Origin of the sequence: Sporosarcina sp. ACRSL, from assembly GCF_022346605.1 — a bacterium.
GTDB lineage: Bacteria > Bacillota > Bacilli > Bacillales_A > Planococcaceae > Sporosarcina.
In genome coordinates this window covers 181,317-203,326 of record NZ_JAKRNT010000009.1, presented here as the reverse complement: position 1 = coordinate 203,326, position 22,010 = coordinate 181,317, and the positions used below count along the sequence as shown (strand labels likewise).

At 40.1% G+C, this 22,010-nt stretch carries 24 protein-coding genes; 14 read left to right on the top strand and 10 right to left on the bottom strand.

The features are described 5' to 3' along the window. Positions 1-5: 5 nt before the first annotated feature. Positions 6-980 carry an LCP family protein gene (locus tag MHZ92_RS14855; protein WP_239432495.1) on the bottom strand — a complete coding sequence of 325 codons (975 nt, stop codon included), beginning with the start codon at positions 978-980 and terminating at the stop codon, positions 6-8. Positions 981-1,449: 469 nt separating this feature from the next. On the opposite strand from MHZ92_RS14855, the gene MHZ92_RS14850 reads away from it, so the two are divergent. From MHZ92_RS14850 to MHZ92_RS14840, 3 genes are read left to right on the top strand one after another with little or no spacing between them, the layout of a single operon-like run. Continuing rightward, entirely contained in the window at positions 1,450-2,061 is a 612-nt protein-coding gene (locus MHZ92_RS14850) for a protein kinase family protein (RefSeq protein WP_239432494.1), read from the top strand. A gap of 32 nt (positions 2,062-2,093) precedes the next feature. Beyond that, complete coding sequence (locus MHZ92_RS14845) at positions 2,094-2,894, top strand: EcsC family protein (RefSeq protein ID WP_239432531.1); 801 nt, start codon at positions 2,094-2,096, stop codon at positions 2,892-2,894. A 58-nt stretch (positions 2,895-2,952) separates the two neighbouring features. Beyond that, positions 2,953-3,282, top strand: coding sequence for a hypothetical protein (locus MHZ92_RS14840; protein ID WP_239432493.1), 330 nt, complete (start codon positions 2,953-2,955; stop codon positions 3,280-3,282). 134 nt (positions 3,283-3,416) lie between these two features. Here MHZ92_RS14840 and MHZ92_RS14835 read toward each other — a convergent pair whose 3' ends face one another. Next, positions 3,417-4,322, bottom strand: coding sequence for a hypothetical protein (locus tag MHZ92_RS14835; protein ID WP_239432492.1), 906 nt, complete (start codon positions 4,320-4,322; stop codon positions 3,417-3,419). 160 nt (positions 4,323-4,482) lie between these two features. Here MHZ92_RS14835 and MHZ92_RS14830 point away from each other — a divergent pair, with 160 nt between their 5' ends. Next, complete coding sequence (locus MHZ92_RS14830; protein WP_239432491.1) at positions 4,483-5,295, top strand: VanW family protein; 813 nt, start codon at positions 4,483-4,485, stop codon at positions 5,293-5,295. Positions 5,296-5,351: 56 nt separating this feature from the next. Here MHZ92_RS14830 and MHZ92_RS14825 read toward each other — a convergent pair whose 3' ends face one another. The 4 genes from MHZ92_RS14825 to MHZ92_RS14810 form a co-directional block, all read right to left on the bottom strand. Further along, on the bottom strand, positions 5,352-5,639 hold the full coding sequence (locus tag MHZ92_RS14825) for a DUF2653 family protein (protein WP_239432490.1): 288 nt from the start codon (positions 5,637-5,639) through the stop codon (positions 5,352-5,354). After that, complete coding sequence (locus MHZ92_RS14820; RefSeq protein ID WP_239432489.1) at positions 5,627-6,076, bottom strand: hypothetical protein; 450 nt, start codon at positions 6,074-6,076, stop codon at positions 5,627-5,629. The genes MHZ92_RS14825 and MHZ92_RS14820 overlap by 13 nt, the downstream gene beginning before the upstream one ends. A gap of 146 nt (positions 6,077-6,222) precedes the next feature. Beyond that, the gene (locus tag MHZ92_RS14815) at positions 6,223-6,378 is read right to left on the bottom strand and encodes a DUF1540 domain-containing protein (protein WP_239432488.1); all 156 of its coding nucleotides are present in this window, start codon (positions 6,376-6,378) and stop codon (positions 6,223-6,225) included. Positions 6,379-6,436: 58 nt separating this feature from the next. Further along, positions 6,437-7,249, bottom strand: a complete 813-nt coding sequence (locus MHZ92_RS14810) for a S1C family serine protease (RefSeq protein ID WP_239432487.1) — start codon at positions 7,247-7,249, stop codon at positions 6,437-6,439. 123 nt (positions 7,250-7,372) lie between these two features. Here MHZ92_RS14810 and MHZ92_RS14805 point away from each other — a divergent pair, with 123 nt between their 5' ends. Together MHZ92_RS14805 and MHZ92_RS14800 are read left to right on the top strand one after the other, a co-directional pair. After that, complete coding sequence (locus MHZ92_RS14805; protein WP_239432486.1) at positions 7,373-7,675, top strand: YunC family protein; 303 nt, start codon at positions 7,373-7,375, stop codon at positions 7,673-7,675. A 65-nt stretch (positions 7,676-7,740) separates the two neighbouring features. Beyond that, the gene (locus tag MHZ92_RS14800) at positions 7,741-7,974 is read left to right on the top strand and encodes a hypothetical protein (protein ID WP_239432485.1); all 234 of its coding nucleotides are present in this window, start codon (positions 7,741-7,743) and stop codon (positions 7,972-7,974) included. Positions 7,975-8,376: 402 nt separating this feature from the next. Here the strand turns inward: MHZ92_RS14800 and MHZ92_RS14790 are convergent, their stop codons facing one another. Continuing rightward, positions 8,377-8,721 (bottom strand): DUF3899 domain-containing protein, encoded by a 345-nt coding sequence (locus MHZ92_RS14790; RefSeq protein ID WP_239432484.1) that lies wholly within the window; start codon positions 8,719-8,721, stop codon positions 8,377-8,379. A 257-nt stretch (positions 8,722-8,978) separates the two neighbouring features. On the opposite strand from MHZ92_RS14790, the gene MHZ92_RS14785 reads away from it, so the two are divergent. The 5 genes from MHZ92_RS14785 to MHZ92_RS14765 all read left to right on the top strand — a co-directional run bounded on the left by MHZ92_RS14785 (position 8,979) and on the right by MHZ92_RS14765 (position 14,826). Continuing rightward, positions 8,979-10,694, top strand: coding sequence for a peptide ABC transporter substrate-binding protein (locus MHZ92_RS14785; RefSeq protein ID WP_239432483.1), 1,716 nt, complete (start codon positions 8,979-8,981; stop codon positions 10,692-10,694). A gap of 164 nt (positions 10,695-10,858) precedes the next feature. Continuing rightward, entirely contained in the window at positions 10,859-11,791 is a 933-nt protein-coding gene (gene opp3b / locus MHZ92_RS14780) for an oligopeptide ABC transporter permease (RefSeq protein ID WP_370644754.1), read from the top strand. Next, a complete protein-coding gene (gene opp3C, locus MHZ92_RS14775) occupies positions 11,791-12,813 on the top strand; it encodes an oligopeptide ABC transporter permease (protein WP_239432482.1) in 1,023 nt (340 codons plus the stop codon). Before opp3b ends, opp3C begins: the two co-directional genes overlap by 1 nt. Before the next feature lie 16 nt (positions 12,814-12,829). After that, positions 12,830-13,894: an ABC transporter ATP-binding protein gene (locus MHZ92_RS14770; RefSeq protein WP_239432481.1), complete on the top strand. Its 1,065-nt coding sequence runs from the start codon at positions 12,830-12,832 to the stop codon at positions 13,892-13,894. Further along, the gene (locus MHZ92_RS14765) at positions 13,894-14,826 is read left to right on the top strand and encodes an ABC transporter ATP-binding protein (protein ID WP_239432480.1); all 933 of its coding nucleotides are present in this window, start codon (positions 13,894-13,896) and stop codon (positions 14,824-14,826) included. Before MHZ92_RS14770 ends, MHZ92_RS14765 begins: the two co-directional genes overlap by 1 nt. A gap of 122 nt (positions 14,827-14,948) precedes the next feature. Here the strand turns inward: MHZ92_RS14765 and MHZ92_RS14760 are convergent, their stop codons facing one another. From MHZ92_RS14760 to MHZ92_RS14750, 3 genes are all read right to left on the bottom strand, one after another. Continuing rightward, positions 14,949-16,238 carry an L-lactate MFS transporter gene (locus tag MHZ92_RS14760; protein ID WP_239432479.1) on the bottom strand — a complete coding sequence of 430 codons (1,290 nt, stop codon included), beginning with the start codon at positions 16,236-16,238 and terminating at the stop codon, positions 14,949-14,951. 195 nt (positions 16,239-16,433) lie between these two features. Further along, positions 16,434-17,222, bottom strand: a complete 789-nt coding sequence (fdhD, locus tag MHZ92_RS14755) for a formate dehydrogenase accessory sulfurtransferase FdhD (protein WP_239432478.1) — start codon at positions 17,220-17,222, stop codon at positions 16,434-16,436. A gap of 13 nt (positions 17,223-17,235) precedes the next feature. Then, the gene (locus tag MHZ92_RS14750; protein WP_239432477.1) at positions 17,236-17,583 is read right to left on the bottom strand and encodes a DUF2294 domain-containing protein; all 348 of its coding nucleotides are present in this window, start codon (positions 17,581-17,583) and stop codon (positions 17,236-17,238) included. A 262-nt stretch (positions 17,584-17,845) separates the two neighbouring features. On the opposite strand from MHZ92_RS14750, the gene fdhF reads away from it, so the two are divergent. The 3 genes from fdhF (at position 17,846) to MHZ92_RS14735 (ending at position 21,995) form a co-directional block, all read left to right on the top strand. After that, a complete protein-coding gene (gene fdhF / locus MHZ92_RS14745; protein ID WP_239432476.1) occupies positions 17,846-20,782 on the top strand; it encodes a formate dehydrogenase subunit alpha in 2,937 nt (978 codons plus the stop codon). A 5-nt stretch (positions 20,783-20,787) separates the two neighbouring features. Next, the gene (locus MHZ92_RS14740; RefSeq protein ID WP_239432475.1) at positions 20,788-21,267 is read left to right on the top strand and encodes a DUF1641 domain-containing protein; all 480 of its coding nucleotides are present in this window, start codon (positions 20,788-20,790) and stop codon (positions 21,265-21,267) included. A gap of 92 nt (positions 21,268-21,359) precedes the next feature. Further along, on the top strand, positions 21,360-21,995 hold the full coding sequence (locus MHZ92_RS14735; protein ID WP_239432474.1) for a YIP1 family protein: 636 nt from the start codon (positions 21,360-21,362) through the stop codon (positions 21,993-21,995). The last annotated feature ends 15 nt before the right edge of the window (positions 21,996-22,010 follow it).

Sequence of the window (22,010 nt, the reverse complement as noted above, 5' to 3'; positions counted from 1 at the left end):
TTTTTTTATTGTTTCTCGTTTTCCATTGCATTGACAGTTTCAGTTGTACCCTCTAGAAATTTGTTCAATTCCTCGATATTTTTTTCGAAGTCAATTTCAAGGACATCACCAACTTTGGTGCTTTTATCTCTGAAAGAGTTGTTTACAGGAATTCGAAGGGTATCGATTTTTTCGGATTTATTGTCTAAAATCCCTTTACCGATAGAAAGCATCGTCATTTTGTCAAGATTCGTATCAATATAAGCATCAGCTGCTCCTAACAATTTTGGCAAATTCATGATACTGTGTACACCGACAGCTTCGTCCTTCAATTTTGAGAGCACTTCTTGTTGCCGTGCCACCCGACCGAAGTCGTTCTGGCTATCGTGGCGGAATCGTACATAACCTAAAAGCTGATCTCCGTGCAGTCTTTGAACTCCTGGATGAAGTGTCATATAAATTCCGTGCGACATCGTATAGGGGATGTCGACTTCAATACCATCCGGAGCAATTAAATCTACAATTTTAGGAAACCCATTGAAATCGACCATTGCATAATAATGAACATCCAAATTGAAGTTTTCTTTGATGGTCTTGCGTACGAGTTCTGGTCCTCCAAGAGTATATGCAGAGTTCATTTTATGCATTCCGTATCCGGGAATTTCAACATACGTATCACGCATGATCGATATTAGTTTCACTTTTTCGGTTTTTTGATTGTAATTTGCAATCATCAATGTATCCGAACGACCATCTTCATCTTTTCGAGCATCGGAACCAAGCAACATTATATTGATTTCGCCGAATTGGGGTTCGGGACCGTCAAAAATCCCAAAATCCACATTCTGCTCTTTCAATGTGCCTTCTTCAGCAAGTGATAAGCCTTGATTATATTGATCAAACCAGTAATACACGCCTAGTCCTAGTAAGACTAAGGCAATACCGATAAAAATACCGAGCTTTTTCTTCTTTTTCTTCTTTCGAATTTCGATTCTACTCATTTGAATCACCACCTACTCTTAGAAATCTATTACAAGATTGTTTAGCACGCGTATCATAACACCGAATTGCTTCATGGGCAAGGACAACTTCCACTACATATAGACGTACCATCTTGTAAAAAGTTTTGATTTTAGATGAAATAAAAACTTCCAATTTCTACTTATGCATCTAGTACCCTTGCTAGGCTGCTTATATTCCTAAAGTCATAATATATTTTACCGGAGAAAGCCGCATGAATTGACTCTAAGACCAATTGTATTTATACTGGGTCTACAATATTATAATTAACTTCCATTAAGGGGAGTAGCTAGACAACAAAGTCGTCATCACGGAGTGTCCACACTCTCGGCTTTGTTGACAACATCTGTTGTTGCGAGACCTTACCGATTATTTGGTGAGGTCTTTTTTGAGACGATATGACCAATAATTGGTTATATCGTTTTTTTTATTCATATTGGAGGGCGAATTTTGGATACTTATGAAGAGCTTGCAAGGACTGTTAAGATAAATAGTAAAAACCGCTTAGTGGATTATGATGATTCATTACTACACATTGGGACGGGTAGGAGTGCGTTTGTGTTTCAGATAAAGTCTACAAGGAAAGCGATGAAAGTGTTTTTCCCTAAATTAACGTATATTGCAAAGGAGGAAGCAGAAATCTACGAAGAACTTAAGGATATCGAATATTTTCCTTCAATCTTTGCCTCAGGAGCTAATTTTATTGTAATGGATTACATCGAAGGCTCTACACTTTTTGAATGTATCAACAAAGGGAAACTCATAACACCTGTCCATATAACAGAAATTGATCGTGCTCTTTCATTGGCATCTGCACGGGGTCTCAATCCTTCCGATATTCACTTAAAGAATATTATCATTACGACGTATGGTAAAATTAAGATAATTGATGTTGCGCGGTTTAGACAAAAGAAAGACTGTCGTCAATGGAATAACTTGAAAAAGGCTTATCGTCAATTTTATTGCAAACGCTTCTTTCCGAAGAAAATCCCGGCCGCCTTGTTAAATGGAATTGCATGGCTTTATAAAAAAGGATGGATCCCATCCTATACTCTAAGATGACAATTATCAGTAAAGAAAGCGGGGAAAATGGAATGAATGAATCAAAAGAATGGTTGTTGAAAGAACTTAAGGCAGTAGAGGATTGGGAGAAGAGTCAAAGTGATTTATGGTTTTGGGAAAAGCTTGGGCGTTTGCCATTTAAACTGTTAGATAAATGGACACCTGATTTTATCCAAAAGAAAATAGGCACCCTCTTGGACGAGCTCGGCCAATACATTCAGACGGGAGGCCGTTATTTAAGTTCCGTTTCCAACATCCCAAATTATTATCCTCTTTTGGATGTGCAAACGTTGGATCAGGTAAAAGAGCTTCCCGTTTCAACAATGGATGCCGCTGTCGAAAAAATAGCAAACAATAGAAAAAAGCTCGCAACAGTACAAGGAGCTAGTACCGGCATTGGGGGAGTATTCACATTAACAGTCGATATCCCGCTATTGCTCAGTTTGCAACTGAAAACTTTGCAGGACATTGCGATTTGTTATGGTTATGATCCGAATAGCAAAGAGGAGCGTCTATTTGTCGTGAAGTGCTTACAATTCGTTTCCTCCGATATTGTAGGTAAACAAGCGATTCTTGCTCAATTGTCTCAATTTGATGGTCCTAATGCCGCTTCAAAACGTGAAGTGCTGTCTGAATTGCAAGGCTGGCGAGAAGTTGTTTTTTCTTATCGGGATCAATTCGGATGGAAAAAGTTATTTCAAATGATTCCGATAGCGGGTCTCGTGTTTGGGGCTTTCATAAATCGCTCGGCTGTAAACGATATAGCTGAAGCAGGCAATATGCTTTATCGAAAAAGAAGGCTAATTGAGAGGCTTGGCCAATATAATCCATGAATAGAACGTTAAGGATAGGGAATGGAGTAAGAAGCGTGGAAATAAAGGAGGTATGATCTTGAAACAAATTACGGATTTGAAAGAACTAAAGGATTTTGCAATGGCGATGATGGATAAACGTGTTAAAGGAAAAATATACGTCAACCAGGCAAATTATAGTTTGGAGGAGCCGATATTATCGGACGAAGATACCGCCGGTCGACAACCGCTCCAAGTATTACGGATCCTTATCAAAACGGATTATGAATCGGTCTATTATGAATATCTGTTCAACGAAGCACTTGATTTGGAAGAAATAAACGTACAGCTAGATGACATATATTTGTATTTTGAAAAGGAAATCGTGTCAGTGGAATATATGAACGACTTAGTACGAATTGGGCAATAAAGCGATGAAGGCATATTCAGGTGCCAGATCCAGAAGATATGTAAAGGAAATTCATGGCTTCGAAGATGAAAAATACGAGAATGAAAAACGACAAATCGTTTTCCATTCTCGCGATGATATCCGAAGGGGTTTATTCACCTTTCCTCTACGTATACTTGAATGTCAGACCCGAATTTTTCATTTATTTCACTAGCTTTTTTCTCCGCCTCCTCCCGCTTGTTAAACATCCCTGCTTCGATATAAAATTCACTTTCCCAAGTTGAAAATAAGATTCCGCTTTCCCGTAAAATTCGAATGCCTTCTTCTTCATGCAAGTATTCCTCTAGGATGGCAATTTCTCCGCCAAATAGATACGGAGCTGTTCGGATAGCATATTGCTTCACATCCTTTACATGCATATCTTCAAAAACGGTGACGATAATGTTTGCTGGGTCTGCATATTCTTTACCTTCGATGAAAACAGGTCCTTTAAAAACGATGACAAAGCGGATTAATGAATCATCAGGCGTGAAGAGCTCATAGGCATCCATTATAAAATCGCTTTTTTTCAAGTTTTTAAAATCGTTGGCATCGAAAGCTCTAGCGCCATAAATGGAAAAAGTCATCGTATAAGGATTCTCGTCATATTCAATCTCAAAATAAGGGGCAGCTAGTAAGGGCTTGTTTTCATCCCTTAGAGCAAAGCCTATTACGATATGTTCCGCATTGTTTTCATTCAAAATGGAAATGGAATTTACGTTAATGTTATCAGTAATTTCTCCTCCAGTTGCTATACCTTCATTAAAAGATAGTTCTTGAACCGGATTTCCATACTGCGTGAAGTTTACGCTTTCTATATTTACTTCTTCTTGCAAATCTTCATTTTTATTCATCATAAAATCATCGAAATTAACTGCTTTTACGATCTTGCCAACAACCGGGATATTTGTAGTGCTCGTAACGAGACTCGGTATTGTGTTGACTACAGCAACAAATATAATAAACGATGCTCCGAGCCACGCTATAAATGGTAATCGCTTTTTAGTCTTCCTTTTTTTCATTTAACATTACCGCCCTTTTTCACATTTATCTTATTGTATCATTCGGAACATTTAAAATATGTAAAAGCTAAAATAATTTTCTCTTATAAGAAGGAAAGAAATGTATGAAAGGTGAATAAAGTAGAGGAGTGTGCATGTTAGTAACAAGGGGAGAATAGAAATGCGATTGTCAGAGATTCATCCGTTTTTTTATTATGCTCGAATCGAGCAAAAGAGATTTTTCCGTTATTTAAAGAATTGGAGAGATCGAAAGAAATTTGCAAAACAAAAGGCTGAATCCAGCTTCCTTTTCACATGCAAAAAACATCAATCGCTATTACGTAGAAGGCTAGGGAATAGTGATCCGATATTACAGGAAAATAAAATAGTAAATTTGTCTATAGCAGCAAGTCGTATTGACGGCATCATTATACAGCCAGGTGAAATATTTTCGTTTTGGGAATTAGTGGGAAGAGCGACAAAAAGAAAAGGTTATATCGAAGGAATGCAGCTTTCAAGGGGAGAAGTGAAAACAGGAATAGGTGGCGGCATTTGTCAGTTGGCCAACCTATTATACTGGATGGTGCTACATACTCCAATGACTGTTATTGAAAGACATCATCACAGTTTTGATCCATTTCCGGATGAGGGCAGAGTACTTCCATTCGGAAGCGGCGCAAGCGTTTTCTATAATTATGTTGATTTACAATTTAAGAATACAACGGAGTATGCTTTTCAAATCCGTGTATGGGTGACAGACCGTCATTTAAAAGGTGCTATTTATTCAAACGAAGAAGTTGCCCATAGTTATCATATAGAAGAAAGAGACCATCAATTTTATAAGAAAGGCGGAAAGACTTTTAGGCAGAACGAAATATGGAGGCGAATTGTCAACAAAAGGACAGGAGATTTTGTGCATGAAGAACTTGTAATGAAAAATAATTCTGAAGTGAAATATGAAGTGTTTGAAAGGCAGTTAGTTAACAGCAAATAATTGATAATAAAAAAGCCGGGCGGTAAACACCGCACGGCTTTGATCTATCGCTAATATCATTGAATTGAGGCAATAATCCCTTCATCTCTATCCAAAAGTAATTTTATGCCTGCAGCATAAGGATCTTCCTGTAACACTTCCTTAATATAGAAACGAATCGCCTGAATCATGTCGAATGAACCAAGAACTCGTTTTTGATATCGGAATTCTACTTCTGCAGTAAATTCATAATCATCATATTCAAGCTCCACCTCAATGTCTTCGGGAAGAACATTAAGTTGCCTGGCTTGATCCATACAGATCGCATTAACAATATCTTGCTCAGACAGCATTAATTTTGCCATGGATTAGCCTTTTCTCTCTTTGTTTTAAGCACAATAAAGATCTTTCGAATCATCATAATGATAAAAATGATCGCCAACATATTAATTAAAAACCCTAACACTGAACCAAGCACTCCCATATTAGCAAATAAGCTTCCGAAAAGAAGTCCTGCAATCCCTCCGACCATTAAACCACGCATAAGGCCGCCAGAGGAGAAACCTCCTTTAGAGGAATCTGCTTTCGAAGATTTACTGAATGAAGTGTTCTCATCCTGTTTATCATCCTGTTTCTTATCCACTTTCGGTTTATTGAAGTTGTTTTGATCCATGTTAAAGCTTTTCTTCCCTGATTTGTATCTTTTCGCTTCAACAGTAGTTGCCTGGTCGTTCAGTATAAAACCGCCGATTGGTGACATGACTATAGTCAAAACAATCAAAGCTGATAGTACTTTTTTCAAATCCGTTAACCTCCGTTTGTATGCTAAATTAATATCTATATTACTATAGTATAAAATAATTTAATGTAAATAAATAATAGTTTGCTTTGCAAAAAAAATTAAAGGAAGAATGCAGGTCTCTTATGACCTGCATTCTTCCTTGTTACTTACTCCTCAGGTTTAAACGTTTTACAATCGGTGTCTTCACTGTCGCCCGCTTGATCTCCGGTTTGGCTGACAACGTAAATGACTTCCGCATGACACTTATTGCCGTCTCCCCAGTACGTACAGTTGTTAACTTCGCATAATATTCGCTGAGTCATCCTCTCACCTCCGTACTTGTATCGTTCCACAAAAAGTACGAATGATGCTCGAATCTTTTTACTCCAATTCAAAGTCATTCAGCAATGCTGCAGGGATAAATAAACCGACTTTGCCATGTTCCTGATGGTCCAGCGTGGCGAAAATAATTCCAATTACTTTTCCATCTTCATTCAGAACAGGGCTGCCGCTATTTCCACGGTAGACAGGGGCTTTGATCATCATTACTTCTTCTGTCCAACCGGAAAGCTTGATCGGTGCCACAATGGAGCCAACATTTGCAATCCCTTTAAAGCTGAGAGGATTCCCAATAAAAGTAATCGGATCATCCGTTTCTAATTTTGCGGAAGTATCGATGTCAAGTGCAGGAAGACCGTCCCCATCTATCTCAAGAACTGCCAAGTCAATCGTCGGGAACGTTTCTTTCACGGTTGCCTCATAACGGCCATCATCGGGAAAGACAATCGAAATGGATGTATTGTCTTCGATAACATGATAGTTGGTCATTATAGTTCCATCGCTTGAAACAGAAAAACCTGTTCCTTTTCCGTCTTCTGTAACGACAACGACAACCGCTTTCTTATAGGCTGAAATATGTTCCTCTTTAGATAATGATGCTGACGTCCTTAGAAAATCGATGGCTGGTATCGAGAAAACTTGGAAGAGCCCAGCGAATGTGCTAAGGAATAGCGTTATAGATAAGAGCCAGATGAACCATTTCGGAATTTTCTTTTCTGTTGCAGATTCTTCTTGTTTTTCCAATAGAGCTTCCCGCTGTGCTTGTAGCACTAGTTCATTTATTTCTTCTTCGCTTAAATCCTCAAAATGTTTGTCATCTGTATGTATTTGTTCTTCCTTCTTTTCATCTATCATCCTGCATCACTTCCTCTATGCTTTCGTTAGGTACTCCTATTATAGCAGTGAAATACGGAAGGCATATAGGGGCACAATTCTGAAGTAAAGTCCATATGTATAGAGGGGAAAGGGGGGAGCGGTTTGGTCACATTAACTCCTATACTTATCGAAGGGCATCCGTTTACGGCGGTAACTGTTCGATTGCCGAAAACGACGTTATTAACAGTTTCAAATGAAAAGGGCTATATTATGTGCGGTGCTTTGGATGTCGGCCTATTGAACAATGTATTGGCGGATCGTAAAATCATAGCCGGCAGGGCTGTTGGAGTGAAGACGATCGAGCAGCTATTAAAGGCACCACTTGAATCGGTAACAATTGAAGCTGAGGCACTAGGCATCAAAATTGGAATGATTGGGGAAGAGGCGTTGTTAAAAATGGTGTGAATCGTAAGTCGAAACTATAAAGTCGTTAAATAAATTGACCCGCATCGCTATAGGAAGCGATGCGGGTGTTTTTTTTGTTAGCGGTTGTTGTTACGGTTATTGCGGTTGTTTCGATCGTTATCGTTGTTGTTTCTCTCGTTTCTGTCGTTTCTGTTCCTGTTGTTATTGTCGTTGTTGTTTTGTCCGAAGAAATCATCAGCAAACTCTGTGTTTCTGTTTCTGTTGTTGTCGTTGTTGTTTCTCTCGTTGTTGCGGTTGTTTCGGTTGTTTCGATCGTCTTGTCGATTATTCATGTGTGAGACATCTCCTTTAATTTTTTGTTAAGTGAAATGCTATCACTTACATGATGTATGATGTCCCCAGTCAAAAAAAATATCCGTATTTCTGTAAATGAAAAAAAACACCAGCCAAAAACGCTGATGTTTGTTAATGATCATAATAAAAAGCCGCCTTTGCCGTATCGTTAATCATGAAAGTTTTAAACCACCACTCCTCAAAGTGGGTGTTCGCAGAGACGATCCTGTCCGTCCTGATTAATACTGAACCAGGCTTACCATTCCTGTCCCGATATAAAACTCCCTTTTACAGCTTAAAGGTTAAAACTTAATGTGTATACGAACAATGCAGCTTATATATATAGTACACATATTTCCGGAAAGTATCAATGAAAATATATTCCAGTGTAAAGACTTCATCTAATACTAAATTGAGTAGAAGAATAATGCGACAAACATGAGTAAAATGATCGGTAGTCCGGAACGGAAAAAGAAAGACGATTTCAACGTTACAACTTCAGAAGGCGCGCGCATATTAGTGATTTCACTTTGCGCATATTTACGATAGAAAACCTTTTTAATACTCGTCGAAAAGAAATCAAAGAAGCCAGATTGGAATATTAAAATGAGGATTCCGAAGAAAAGGTAAGAAGCTCCTATATAGAAAGAAACGTTAATATAGTCAAGAATAGTCAACTTTCTATAGAAAATTAAAACAACTACCAAAATTAATAATTGGTTTACAATAATGTTTTTTACAAGATTCTTCATATTCTAACCTCTTTTTTTATTATTTATATAATTGATTATTCATGTATATTATAACATTTGAGACAAGAATGCAATTCGTAATAAAGCCAGTAAATATAAGGTTTAGTGGTAATTCAATTGAAATTGTTAGACTTTTGTTTCTTTTATAATTATGTTGTTTCAGAAAAAATCATTAAAAAAGACTTTGACTTAAGATGTTTTGAGGGTATAATAAAAAGTGATAATTCTTCAGACAATTACAAAAGGAGGTCAATGCTTTGAAGACAAACAAATGGCTATTGCTTCTCGCTCTTTCATTAGTGCTAAGCGTAGTTCTTGCAGCTTGTGGTAGCAAGGACAAGGACGAAGACAAAAACGCTTCAACAGGCAATGAAGGCGACAAAGCGACACAAACAGAAGAATCCGGTGAACCGGATGCAGAACAAGTTTTGAACTTGATCGAATCTGCAGCAATCCCATCTGTTGACTCCGCAATCGTGGAAGACGCAGTAGGATTTAATGTATTGAACAACGTTAACGAAGGATTGTACCGCTTGAACTTGGAAAACGTTGCTGAACCAGCAATGGCAGCAGAGGAAGCGGAAGTAAGTGAAGATGGACTTACTTACACATTCAAACTTCGTGATGCAAAATGGTCTGATGGAACACCTGTAACAGCGCATGATTTCGTATTCGCATGGCAACGTGCAATCGATCCTGCAACTGGATCACCTTATGGTCCATTCATGATGTCTGGAGTTATCAAAAACGCAACAGAAATTAGTGAAGAGAAAATGGATGTGTCTGAACTTGGCGTTGTTGCCGAAGACGACAAAACATTGGTCGTAACATTGGAACGCCCAGTACCATACTTCCTATCACTCATGTCGTTCGGAACATTCTACCCTCAAAAAGAGGAATTCGTCACAGCTAAAGGCGATGCATATGCAACGAACTCGGACAACCTGCTTTACAACGGTCCTTTCATTCTTACTGAATGGGATGGAACTGGAGATAGCTGGGTCTACAAAAAGAACGAACATTATTGGGATGCAGAAAATGTGAAACTTGAAACAATCAACGTAGACGTTGTTAAAGATTCTGCTACTGCAGTTAAACTTTACAACGACGGCAAGAAAGACCGTGCTAACGTATCTGGAGACTTGGCTCTTCAATATGGTTCACATGAAGAAGCAGTTCATGAAGCAGAAACATCTGTTTTCTATTTCAAATTTAACCAAGAACGCAATGGTGAAAAAACACCACTTGCAAACGTTAATATCCGTAAAGCAATTGCTAAGTCTTTCCAAAAAGAAGACTTGGCTGATGTAGTTCTTGCAAATGGTTCTGTACCTGCAAACTACATTGTGCCAAAAGAATTCGCTTATGATGAAAACGGAACTGACTTCCGTGACATTAGTGGAGATCACCTCGTATATGATGCGGAAGAAGCTAAAGAATACTGGGCAAAAGGCTTGGAAGAGTTAGGTGTATCTGAATTGGAACTTGAAATCCTAGGCGGAGACACTGATCTTTCCAAGAAAATGAACGAGTATTTCAAGGCGCAACTTGAAGGAAACCTTGAAGGTTTGACAATCAAGTTGAAAGAGGTTCCATTCTCAGTTCGTTTGGAACTTGATACAAACCAAGACTACGATATCCAAGTTTCTGGTTGGGGGCCTGACTTCCAAGACCCGATTTCATTTATGGATCTCTTCGTCACTGATAGCACGAACAACTTGATGTCCTTCTCTAACAAAGAATACGATGAGTTGATTGAAGCTACAAAAGGCGAACTTGCACTTGATCCTGCAGCACGTTTCGAAGCGTTCGCTAAAGCTGAGAAAATTCTTCTTGAAGATGAAGCAGCAATCGCACCGATCTATCAACGTGGTTTGATCCAACTTGAAAAACCGTACTTCAAAAATCTTGGAGTTCATCCTTTTGGAGCTGACTATAGCTACAAGTGGGCTTATATCTCTGGTAAAGAGTAAGTAAGCATTGACAATTTAATTAAATTGAGAGTATATGGTGGAATATCCATATACTCTCTTTCTACTTAAAGGTAATAAAGTGAAAGTTTGTAAGTGTTTTCAATTTGAAAAAAAATTGATTACTCAATTTGACATAAATCAATTCACAACTTTGGAGGTGCAACGTGGTTAAGTATATTGGAAAACGGCTCGTTTACATGTTCCTAACGATGTTCCTGATTGCGACTGCAACGTTTTTCTTAATGCAAACGTTGCCAGGTTCACCGATCGCTTCATACAACAAATTGAACGAAACTCAACGAGCTATTGTAGAAAAGAAATATGGAATCGATAAACCGAAACCAGTGCAGTACGCTATTTACATGAAAAACTTAGCTAAAGGGGATTTGGGAACATCTTTCGTATTCAAAGGTAAAAGTGTTAATGACCTATTAGCTTCGAGGATGAAACCTTCATTCATATTAGGTGCGCAGGCGATGGTATTCGGTACGATCATAGGGATTCTGTTAGGAATGCTTGCCGCCTTAAAGCAGAACACGATATGGGATTATGGAAGTACATTTATAGCCATATTAGGGGTTTCCATCCCTTCTTTCGTATTCGCTTCATTATTACAATATTGGGTTGCTTCACAATGGCATTTATTGCCAGTTGGTCTTTGGAATGATGGATGGAAATCAAGTATTCTCCCTTCAATCGCTTTGGCGATGGGGCCACTCGCACTGTCCGCACGTTTCATCCGTACCGAAATGATCGAAGTGCTAAGCTCCGATTACATTACATTAGCAAAAGCGAAAGGCGCGAGCGGTTTTGAAATAGCATTCAAACATGCATTCCGAAACGCGCTAATTCCTCTCGTTACAGTGTTAGGACCGGTAGCTGCCGGCATAGTAACCGGTTCCCTCGTTGTGGAACAGATCTTTGCGATTCCGGGAATTGGTGAGCAGTTCGTGTCTTCTATCATGACGAATGATTTTGCAACGATCATGGGTACGACACTATTCTTCTCTGCATTGTTGATTTTCGTCATCTTCATTGTAGACCTTTTATACGGAATCATTGATCCACGAATCCGTTTGTCTGGAGGTAAAGGTTAATGCGAAAAGAAGAACTTCAACAATTGCCGCCGGGAAAATTCGAGCGTATTACAATTGATAGTAGTAGTGCTGAACGTATTTCTAAACCGAGTTTAAATTTTTGGCAAGATGCATGGTTGAGACTGCGTAAAAATAAAGCGGCAATCGTCAGCGTGTTCGTTCTCGTTTTACTAATCATTATGGCTTTAATAGGGCCGCATCTAAATGGACGTGATGCCGACGCACAAAATTTACGACACGCTAACTTGCCTCCAAAAATTCCTGGAATCGAGCAATTAGGAATTTTTGATGGGTATGGTCAATTAGGTGGCGAGAAAGTAAATCTTTATGAAATTAAAAAAGTGGATGAGTATTATTGGTTTGGTACTGATGGACTAGGCAGAGACTTGTTCACTCGTCTTTGGGAAGGAACGCAAATTTCCTTGTTGATTGCATTCGTTGCTGCGGTAATCGATGTGATCATCGGTGTCCTTTACGGAGGTATATCGGGTTATTTTGGCGGCCGTGTCGATGATATAATGCAACGGATTGTCGAAATTTTAATCGGTATTCCGACACTCATTATTGTTATCTTGATGCTATTGATTATGGAGCCGGGCCTAACCGCCATTATCATTGCTATTTCCCTCACAGGATGGATTGGTATGTCGCGTATCGTACGCGCTCAGATTTTGAAATATAGGGGACAAGAATTCGTATTGGCTTCGCGGACATTGGGAGCGAGCGACAAGCGAATCATCGGCAAACATTTACTGCCGAATATTATGGGGATCATCATTATTAATACAATGTTCACGATTCCAACTGCTATTTTCTTTGAGGCGTTCTTAAGCTTTATCGGGCTTGGGCTTCAACCGCCTGATGCTTCTTTAGGTACGTTGATCAATGATGGATACAAAGTGATGGAACACCAGCCATATTTCCTGGCATTCCCAGCTATCGTTATCAGTGTCTTGATGATTGCATTTAACTTGATCGGTGACGGACTGCGCGATGCACTAGATCCAAAAATGAAAGATTGATTGGAGGAAAGCCAAGATGGAAAAAATATTGCAAGTAAAAGACTTGGAACTTTCCTTCCACACGTTTGCCGGTGAAGTGAAAGCAATCCGAGGAGTTAGCTTTGATTTGAACAAAGGAGAGACGTTGGCGATAGTCGGTGAGTCGGGATCCGGGAAATCGGTGACGACGAAATCGATTATGCGATTATTGCCAGAGTCGAGCTCTGAATTTAAAAACGGTGAAATTCTTTTTAATGGTAAAGACTTGACGAAACTTCCCGACAAGGAAATGCAGAAGATCAGAGGGAAAGAGATTTCGATGATTTTCCAGGATCCGATGACATCATTGAATCCGACGATGACGATCGGCAAGCAAGTGATGGAGCCGATCTTAAAGCACCAAAAAGTAAGTAAACCAAAAGCGAAAGAAGTCGCTATCGAATTGTTGAAAATGGTAGGGATACCGAATGCTGAAAACCGTTTTAAAATGTATCCTCACCAATTTTCAGGCGGACAAAGACAGCGGATTGTCATTGCGATTGCACTTGCATGTAATCCGAAAGTATTGATTGCCGACGAACCGACAACTGCACTGGATGTTACGATTCAAGCACAAATTCTCGAATTGATGAAAGATATTCAGAAAAAAGTTGATACGTCCATCATCTTTATCACGCATGACCTTGGTGTTGTCGCAAACGTTGCTGATCGAGTAGCGGTCATGTATGGCGGGCGCATTGTCGAAGTGGGAACAGTCGATGAGATCTTCTACAACCCACAACATCCATATACATGGGGACTTCTCAGCTCAATGCCATCCATGGATTTAATGGAGGAAAAGCTTTATGCGATTCCGGGTACACCGCCTGATCTATTAAATCCTCCTACCGGGGATGCATTTGCGCCTAGAAGTGAATATGCATTGAAAATTGATTTGGAACAAGCCCCTCCATTTTTCAAAGTGAGCGAAACACATTATGCGGCTACATGGCTTCTGCATCCAAATGCTCCAAAAGTCGATCCACCTCAGACAATCATTGAGCGCATGAAGACATTCCGAGGGAGCAGATACTATGAAGAAGCTACTGGAGGTGATTCGTAATGGCAGAAAAATTGCTTGAAGTAAAAAACTTGAAACAATATTTCAATGAAGGAAAATCATCTGAAGTCCGTGCGATTGACGGGATCAGTTTTGATATTTATCGTGGGGAGACATTCGGTTTAGTTGGTGAATCGGGCTGTGGGAAGTCGACAACTGGAAGAACGATCATTCGACTTTATGACGCGACAGACGGAGAGGTTCTTTATGATGGTGTGAGTGTTCATGCCAATAAATCCAAATCCGAAGTCAAGGAATTGAACCAGAAGATGCAAATGATCTTCCAAGACCCTTATGCATCATTGAATCCTCGGATGAAAGTTCTTGATATTATTGCTGAAGGCCTCGATATTCACGGGCTCGTTAAAAATGCTAAAGAGCGGAAGCAAAAGGTAGTCGAATTGCTGGAAACCGTCGGATTGAACAAAGAACATGCTGACCGTTATCCACATGAATTCTCCGGAGGCCAGCGCCAACGGATTGGGATTGCAAGGGCACTCGCAGTTAACCCTGAATTCATCATTGCCGATGAGCCTATTTCTGCTCTTGACGTATCCATTCAAGCACAAGTCGTCAACTTGTTGAGGGACTTGCAAAAAGAAAAAGGATTGACGTATTTATTCATTGCGCATGATTTATCGATGGTAAAATACATCTCTGACCGGATCGGCGTCATGTATTTCGGAAAGCTTGTTGAATTGGCTCCTGCTGATGAGTTATACAAAAATCCGCTTCATCCGTATACGAAATCATTGCTATCCGCAATTCCACTTCCGGATCCAATATATGAACGTTCCAGAGTAAGACAGCCCTATGATCCGAAAAAACATCATTACGGAGAAAATGAGAAAATCGAATTCCGCGAAGTGACACCAGGTCATTTTGTACTATGCTCTGAAAAAGAATTCAAAGAAATGAAGGCGCAAGTCCAATGATGATAATCAAACCGCCATTGACATCAGATACAACGTTGTCAATGGCGGTTTTTATACATAAGTAAAAATGAAACCCTGAACCTAAAAGGCTCGGGGTTTATTGCTATACAATAATAAAATAATTAGACGCTCTTAGCAGGTTGCACTACGTTCGTCTTTTGCAGCCCTTGCTGTTCCGCTCTTACTTTTTTGATATCAAATTGGATTAAGATTGAAATAACTAATGCCACTGCAAATAGCCCGGCAAAAAAGAGCAAACTACTTTCATAACTTCCCGTCGTGTCTTTCATCCACGCAGCAAACATCGGTCCGGCAATTCCAGCCGCCGCCCAGGCAGTTAATATATATCCGTGTATTGCCCCAAGTTGTTTTGTTCCGAAGATATCACCAATATAAGCAGGTATGCATGAAAACCCGCCGCCGTAGCAAGTGTAAATTATTGCGAGCATTACTTGAAAGAGAATTGCATTTGTTGTGAAGGGCAGAAGGGCAAACAATACTACTTGGATTACAAAGAATGCTGTGTACGTATGACGTCTGCCGATATAGTCTGAAATGGATGCCCAACCTAGTCGTCCGAATCCGTTAAAGAGACCCAGAACGCCGACAAGTGCAGCAGCCTGTACGGTCGTCATGCCAATACTTTCAATTGCAAGAGGTTTAGCAGCCGATAAGATTGCGATTCCGCAAGTGACGTTGATGAATAGCATCATCCATAGATAATAGAATCGTTTTGTCTTGACCGCTTCGTTCGCTGTCAATTGTGCTAAATCTACCTTCGCTTCTACTTTACCTGATTCTAATTTTTTAATATAACTTGCAGGGGCCCAGCCTTCTTCAGGTTTCTCAAGATAAAGTGAAGAGGCGAGCATTATTATTAAATATGATGCTCCCAAGATATAAAATGTGTTTTGAAGACCTACTGAGGTGATGAGTGCTTCCATGATTGGACTGCTGATGGCAGCAGCAAAGCCGAACCCCATGATTGCCATTCCTGTTGCAAGGCCACGACGATCGGGGAACCATTTTACAAGTGTAGACACTGGAGCGATGTACCCTACACCTAATCCAATTCCGCCTAGTACACCATAGAAAATGTACAATAGCGTAAGTGAGGACATGCTTACAGCAAAACCGGCACCCATAACACCGACACCAAAACAGATTGCTGCAAGCATCCCTGCTTTACGTGGGCCATGCTTTTCGACGAAGTGGCCAAGAAAAGCAGCAGAGAGGCCAAGAAATAAGATTGCAATACTAAACGTCAGCTGAACTTGGCTTGTCGACCATCCAAATTGGTCGATGAGCGGGTTTGTAAAATTGCTCCATGCGTACACGGAGCCAATTGAGATGTGAATCCCAACAGCGGAGGCCGCAATTAACCACCTGTTCTTTGTTTTCTTCGATTTCACGTTTTTCATCTCCCTTGATAATAAAGTAATATGACAAAGAAATTTTCTCTCGTTAAATAAGTAATTCTGTAAAATGAAAACCCTTTCATTCTACTGAAAAATTAAGAGACATATTTTTGTCACATTTCTGCCATATTACCACCATCATTTGGGCTTGTCACTAAATATTATTTTTTGTCTAAAAAGGGGGAAGAGTCACACTCTTATTCTTTCAGGATGTGTATACACATTAAAAGATTGGCCTCTTATGAATCCGACAGCTGTTATTCCTAACTCATCGGCGAGATTTAATGCCAGTTCGGTTGGTGCCGATTTCGATAAGACGACTTCACAACCGATTTTTGCAACTTTTAATAATATCTCGGAGGATATTCTTCCGCTAAAGACAATTACCTTGTCATTGACTGTAATATCGTTTTTTAAACAATATCCATAAATTTTATCTAATGCATTATGACGTCCTATATCCATTCTAGTCAGCATGAAATTTTGCGGATCGCAAAGTGCAGCAATATGGACCCCGCCTGTTTGTTGAAAAAGGTCAGCTTTCTTGTTCAATTTCTCCATTAATGAAAAACAGTCGTCGGGTGCTAGCAGAATATTCTTTTCAGACATCCTTTTGGCTGTCAGTGCATCATTAGCGAATACAAATCCTTGTCTGCTCATTCCGCAACATGAGGTAATATACCTTTTGTTTTGTAGTTGTTCGTAAAATGGAAATGTCCTTCTTGTTTGTACATGGACAAAGCCCGAATCTTCCTCCAACCGGATTTCCTCGATGTCTTGGTAGTCTACAATAATCCGCTCGGATGCAAGAAATCCGACAACCATATCCTCTATGTACTCGGGTGTACACACGATCGTCAATAATTCTTTTCCATTCAATTTAACCGTAATTGGGTATTCGGTTGCGATTTCATCCAGCTTTTGTTCGAACTTCCCATTAGCAAATCGCAAAATGGACCGTTTTTGAATCCGGTTCATAATTCTTCCCCTTTCATTGTTCAATGATTCTATCAAACAAGAAAACAGAAACCGCAATATCATCCTCTACTTTGATGTCTGAAAAAAGATGGATAAATTTTGCACCTACCACTTCTTCAAGGCCATCTGGAGGGGATTCCTTATACACTTCTTGAATCATTTTAGTTCTGGCAGAATGAACCATTTCTTTACCTTCACGTGTACCTGCGATGAATTTTTCTGTTGGCGTCAAGTTACCGTAGAGTGTGGAGATCGCCATATTGTCGACAAAAATTGTCGTAATTCTTTCAGGCCCTTTGCCAAATAGGTCTTTTCTTAACTTACGGATAATCGCATTGAAGTCATGTATTTTTTTAGACATTCGCACAAACTCCTTTTAAAACTATATGAATTATCATTCAATATTTCATTACACCTATTGTATAATAAATTCTTCTACACTATAATACTAATAAGTATGACATCGGGGTATGAAACTGCACCGGTGTTATCATTCCATTATTTTACAGTTGGATTGGTTATTTAGCAAGCCCTGCTACTAGACTATTCCACCATAGACATGTACACCTACTAGCAGGTGTATTTGTCTATGGTGGTTTTTTAATTTACAAAGGAGGCATTTCATGTCAATCAAGATTAATGGAAAGGCATATCCGTTCGTAGAAGGCATGACTATATTACAGGTGATCAATGAACAGCAGATTGAACATCCTCAAATCTGTTATTTGCCTGAAGTGGATCCGATAGAAACATGTGATACATGTATTGTCGAAGTGAATGGAAGTCTTGTTCGATCATGTTCAACAAAAGCTGTAAAAGGTATGGATGTACAATTATCTTCTCATCGGGCCAAAGAGGCACAAACAGAAGCGATGGATCGAATCCTCGAAAACCACTTATTATATTGCACAGTGTGTGATAACAACAATGGCAACTGCAAAATACATAACACTGTCGATATGATGGGAATCGAAGAACAAAAATATCCATATGAACCGAAATGCTCCAAAGACAGTGTTGATTTCACACATCCGTTTTATCGGTACGATCCGAATCAATGTATCGCTTGCGGTCAGTGCGTAGAAGCATGTCAAAATCTGCAAGTAAATGAAACTTTGAGCATTGATTGGGAACGGGATCGTCCAATTGTCCTTTGGGATGGCGGGGCTAAAATCAATGAGTCGTCCTGTGTTGGTTGTGGTCATTGTGTGACGGTTTGTCCTTGCAATGCATTAATGGAGAAGTCGATGCTTGGTGAAGCCGGTTTCATGACAGACATGAAGGAAGAATTATTAACACCAATGATCGATTTAGTAAAAGATGTTGAACCCGGATATAGTAGCATCATGGCCATTTCAGACGCGGAAGCAGCAATGCGCGAAACGAGGACGAAGAAAACAAAGACAGTTTGTACGTTTTGTGGAGTCGGATGTTCATTTGAAGTATGGACGAAAGACCGTAAAATCCTTAAAATTCAACCGGTTTCCGATGCACCTGTCAATGCCATATCGACTTGCGTAAAAGGGAAGTTCGGCTGGGATTTTGTCAACAGTGAAGAAAGGTTGACAACTCCGCTCATCCGAAAAGGCGATTCTTTTGTTGAAGCTACTTGGAAGGAAGCATTGGATTTAGTTGCGGAACGGTTAGGATCCATTCATAAAGAACATGGAGAAAATAGTGTTGGTGTCATATCATCCTCAAAAATCACCAACGAGGAGAACTATCTAATTCAAAAGCTTGCAAGGCAAGTGTTTAAAACGAATAATGTCGACAATTGTTCACGTTACTGTCAATCGCCGGCGACCGACGGATTATTCAGGACGGTTGGAATGGGTGGCGATGCAGGAACGATCAAGGACATTTCAAAGGCGGGCCTAGTGATCATCGTGGGAGCGAACCCTGCTGAAGGACATCCCGTTCTTGCGACACGTGTAAAGCGTGCACATAAACTACATGGTCAGAAATTAATTGTTGCTGATTTACGCAAACATGAAATGGCGGAGCGATCAGATATTTTCATCAGTCCGAAGCAGGGAACTGACCAAGTATGGCTTATGGCAGTGACAAAATATATGATTGACAAAGGCTGGCATGATGAGGCTTTCATTCGTGAAAATGTCCATCATTTTGAAGATTTCAAAAATGTATTGAAAAAATATACGCTTGATTTTGCTGAGCATGTGACAGGTGTACCGAAAGAAATGCTGATCAAGACAGCTGAAATGATCCGTGACGCAGATGGAACTTGTATTTTATGGGGGATGGGAGTAACTCAAAATACTGGTGGATCGGACACTTCCGCTGCAATTTCCAATTTACTTCTTGCAACTGGTAATTATCGTAGACCAGGCGCAGGCGCGTACCCGCTTCGTGGCCATAACAATGTCCAAGGTGCTTGTGATATGGGAACACTCCCGGGGTGGCTGCCAGGTTATCAGCATGTGACAGATGATGCAGCACGGAAAAAGTTCGAACTTGCTTATGGCGTTGAAATAGGGGATCGACCTGGGATGGATAATATCCAAATGTTGCATGCGGTCGATCAAGGTATTATGAAAGCGATGTATATCGTCGGTGAAGACATGGCACTCGTCGATTCTAATGCGAATCATGTACATGACGTCTTATCCAAGCTTGACTTTTTAGTAGTCCAAGATATTTTCTTCTCGAGGACTGCGAGATATGCAGATGTGATTCTGCCGGCTGTCCCTTCATTAGAAAAGGATGGGACATTTACGAACACTGAACGAAGAGTTCAGCGATTGTATAAAGCACTACCCGAATTAGGAGATGCAAAGGCTGATTGGTGGATCGTTCAGGAAATCGCTACAAGACTAGGAGCAGATTGGAAGTTTACACATCCAAGTGAAATTTTCTCTGAAATGGCAAGCTTATCGCCAATATTTAGCAAGGCTGATTACAGCAATATGGAAAACTGGGACAGCTTTTTGTGGGGGAGTCTGGACGGGGAAAGTACTCCGTTGCTATATGTTGATGGATTCAATTTCCCTGATGGAAAAGCGAGATTCGCCTTATCTGATTGGGTAGAACCGGTTAAATATGACGACGAATTCGACTTGCATATAAATAACGGAAGAATGCTCGAACATTTCCATGAAGGGAACTTGACAAATAAATCCGAAGGCATCCAATCAAAAGTTCCTGAAATTTTCGTTGAAGTTTCCCCGGAACTTGCAAAGGAGCGAGGGGTGCTAAGCGGATCTTTAGTCAGACTCGTTTCACCACACGGAGCTCTTCGCTTGCCAGCTCTCGTCACCGACCGAGTGAAAGGGAACGAATTGTTCCTGCCGATGAACTCGGTTGAAAAAGAATCGGCCATCAACTTCTTAACAGGAACAGCGGTAGATCAACGGACGAATACACCTGCGTTCAAACAAGCGAAAGTTCGGATGGAAGTTTTAAGAACAGAAGGGGAGAACCCTTTGCCGGTACACAACCACCGGAATAAAAAACGGCATCCACAAAACGGGGTGGAAGTTGAACGCAAATGGGCAAGACCTGGCTATGAGCATCTAACAGACCATGTGGAGAAAGGGTGAGTCGGATGGCAGCGCCAATTACTTCAATTAAGAGAATTGAACCTACACCTGAAGAGCAACAGCAACAGAAAATGAAAGAATTGCAAACCCTGATCGCCGAGCAGCAACAATCTTTGAATAAAATCATTGAAATCACATCGGAGTTGGACAATGCAGGGGTGTTAGATGCATTGACGGCAATGGTTAAGGCGAAAGATGAACTTGCAGGAATCGCTGTGACACAAGCTTCACGGGAACCGATGACGAATCTTATCAATAATTTACTGAATGGGGCCGGCCTTTTGACTTCATTAAACCCGGAAGTTACGGCGAATTTGAAGGATAGTATAACGAAGGGAGTCGAAGAGGCCGAACTGTATAAAGGGAATGGAGATAAAGTGTCCATTATCCAATTGATGACAGCATTGAACGACCCGAATATAAATCGTGCAGTGAAATACGGCATGGATTTCCTGAAAGGTATGGGAAAAGGGCTTGATAAGTAAACCACAACTCCCAATTATTCTTGAAACGAATTCATATCTCATACGTATGTATGACTAGTGATAGAAAAAGAATAATAGGGAGTGAGGTTTCTTTGCAAAACAGTGAGATCGAAGTGCATGAAGCTCGAATCAACCCATGGACTTCCGTATGGCTTCACCCGAGAAAAACAGTCCAATTTGTCATGAATTATAAAACAGGAAGCTTTGTTCTTTTCGTTGCGGCGATTACGGGAATTATCCACTTCCTAGATCAAGCAGCAAGCAAGGACTTAGGTGAGACATGGAATATCGTAGCTATTTTATTAGTTTCCTTAATTGCGGGACCGATCATAGGCGTGATTGCACTTTATCTCATATCGGGAATCTACCATGCTTTTTCCCTTATGTTTCGCGGCTCGGGAACATTTGAGGAATCTCGAAAGGCATTTACAGTTTCAAATATCATTATTGTCATTGGTGGGCTTATTTGGATACCGGATCTGCTCATTTTAGGTCAAGGCAATTTTGTTAGTGACTATGATTTCTCGGTTGGACAGTACATGTGGATGATCATTTCTTTACTTGTCAATTCTGTTGTAGGAATTTGGTCATTGGTAGCCCTCATTGCCACTTTCGCAGAAGTTCATCGATTTCCAGCATGGATGGCCGCCTTGGTCGTCTTTTTACCGATCATCATACTAGTTGTCATTGTTCTTTTTATTGTCGCAGTAACGACATCATTGTTTTAATAAACGAAAAATGGA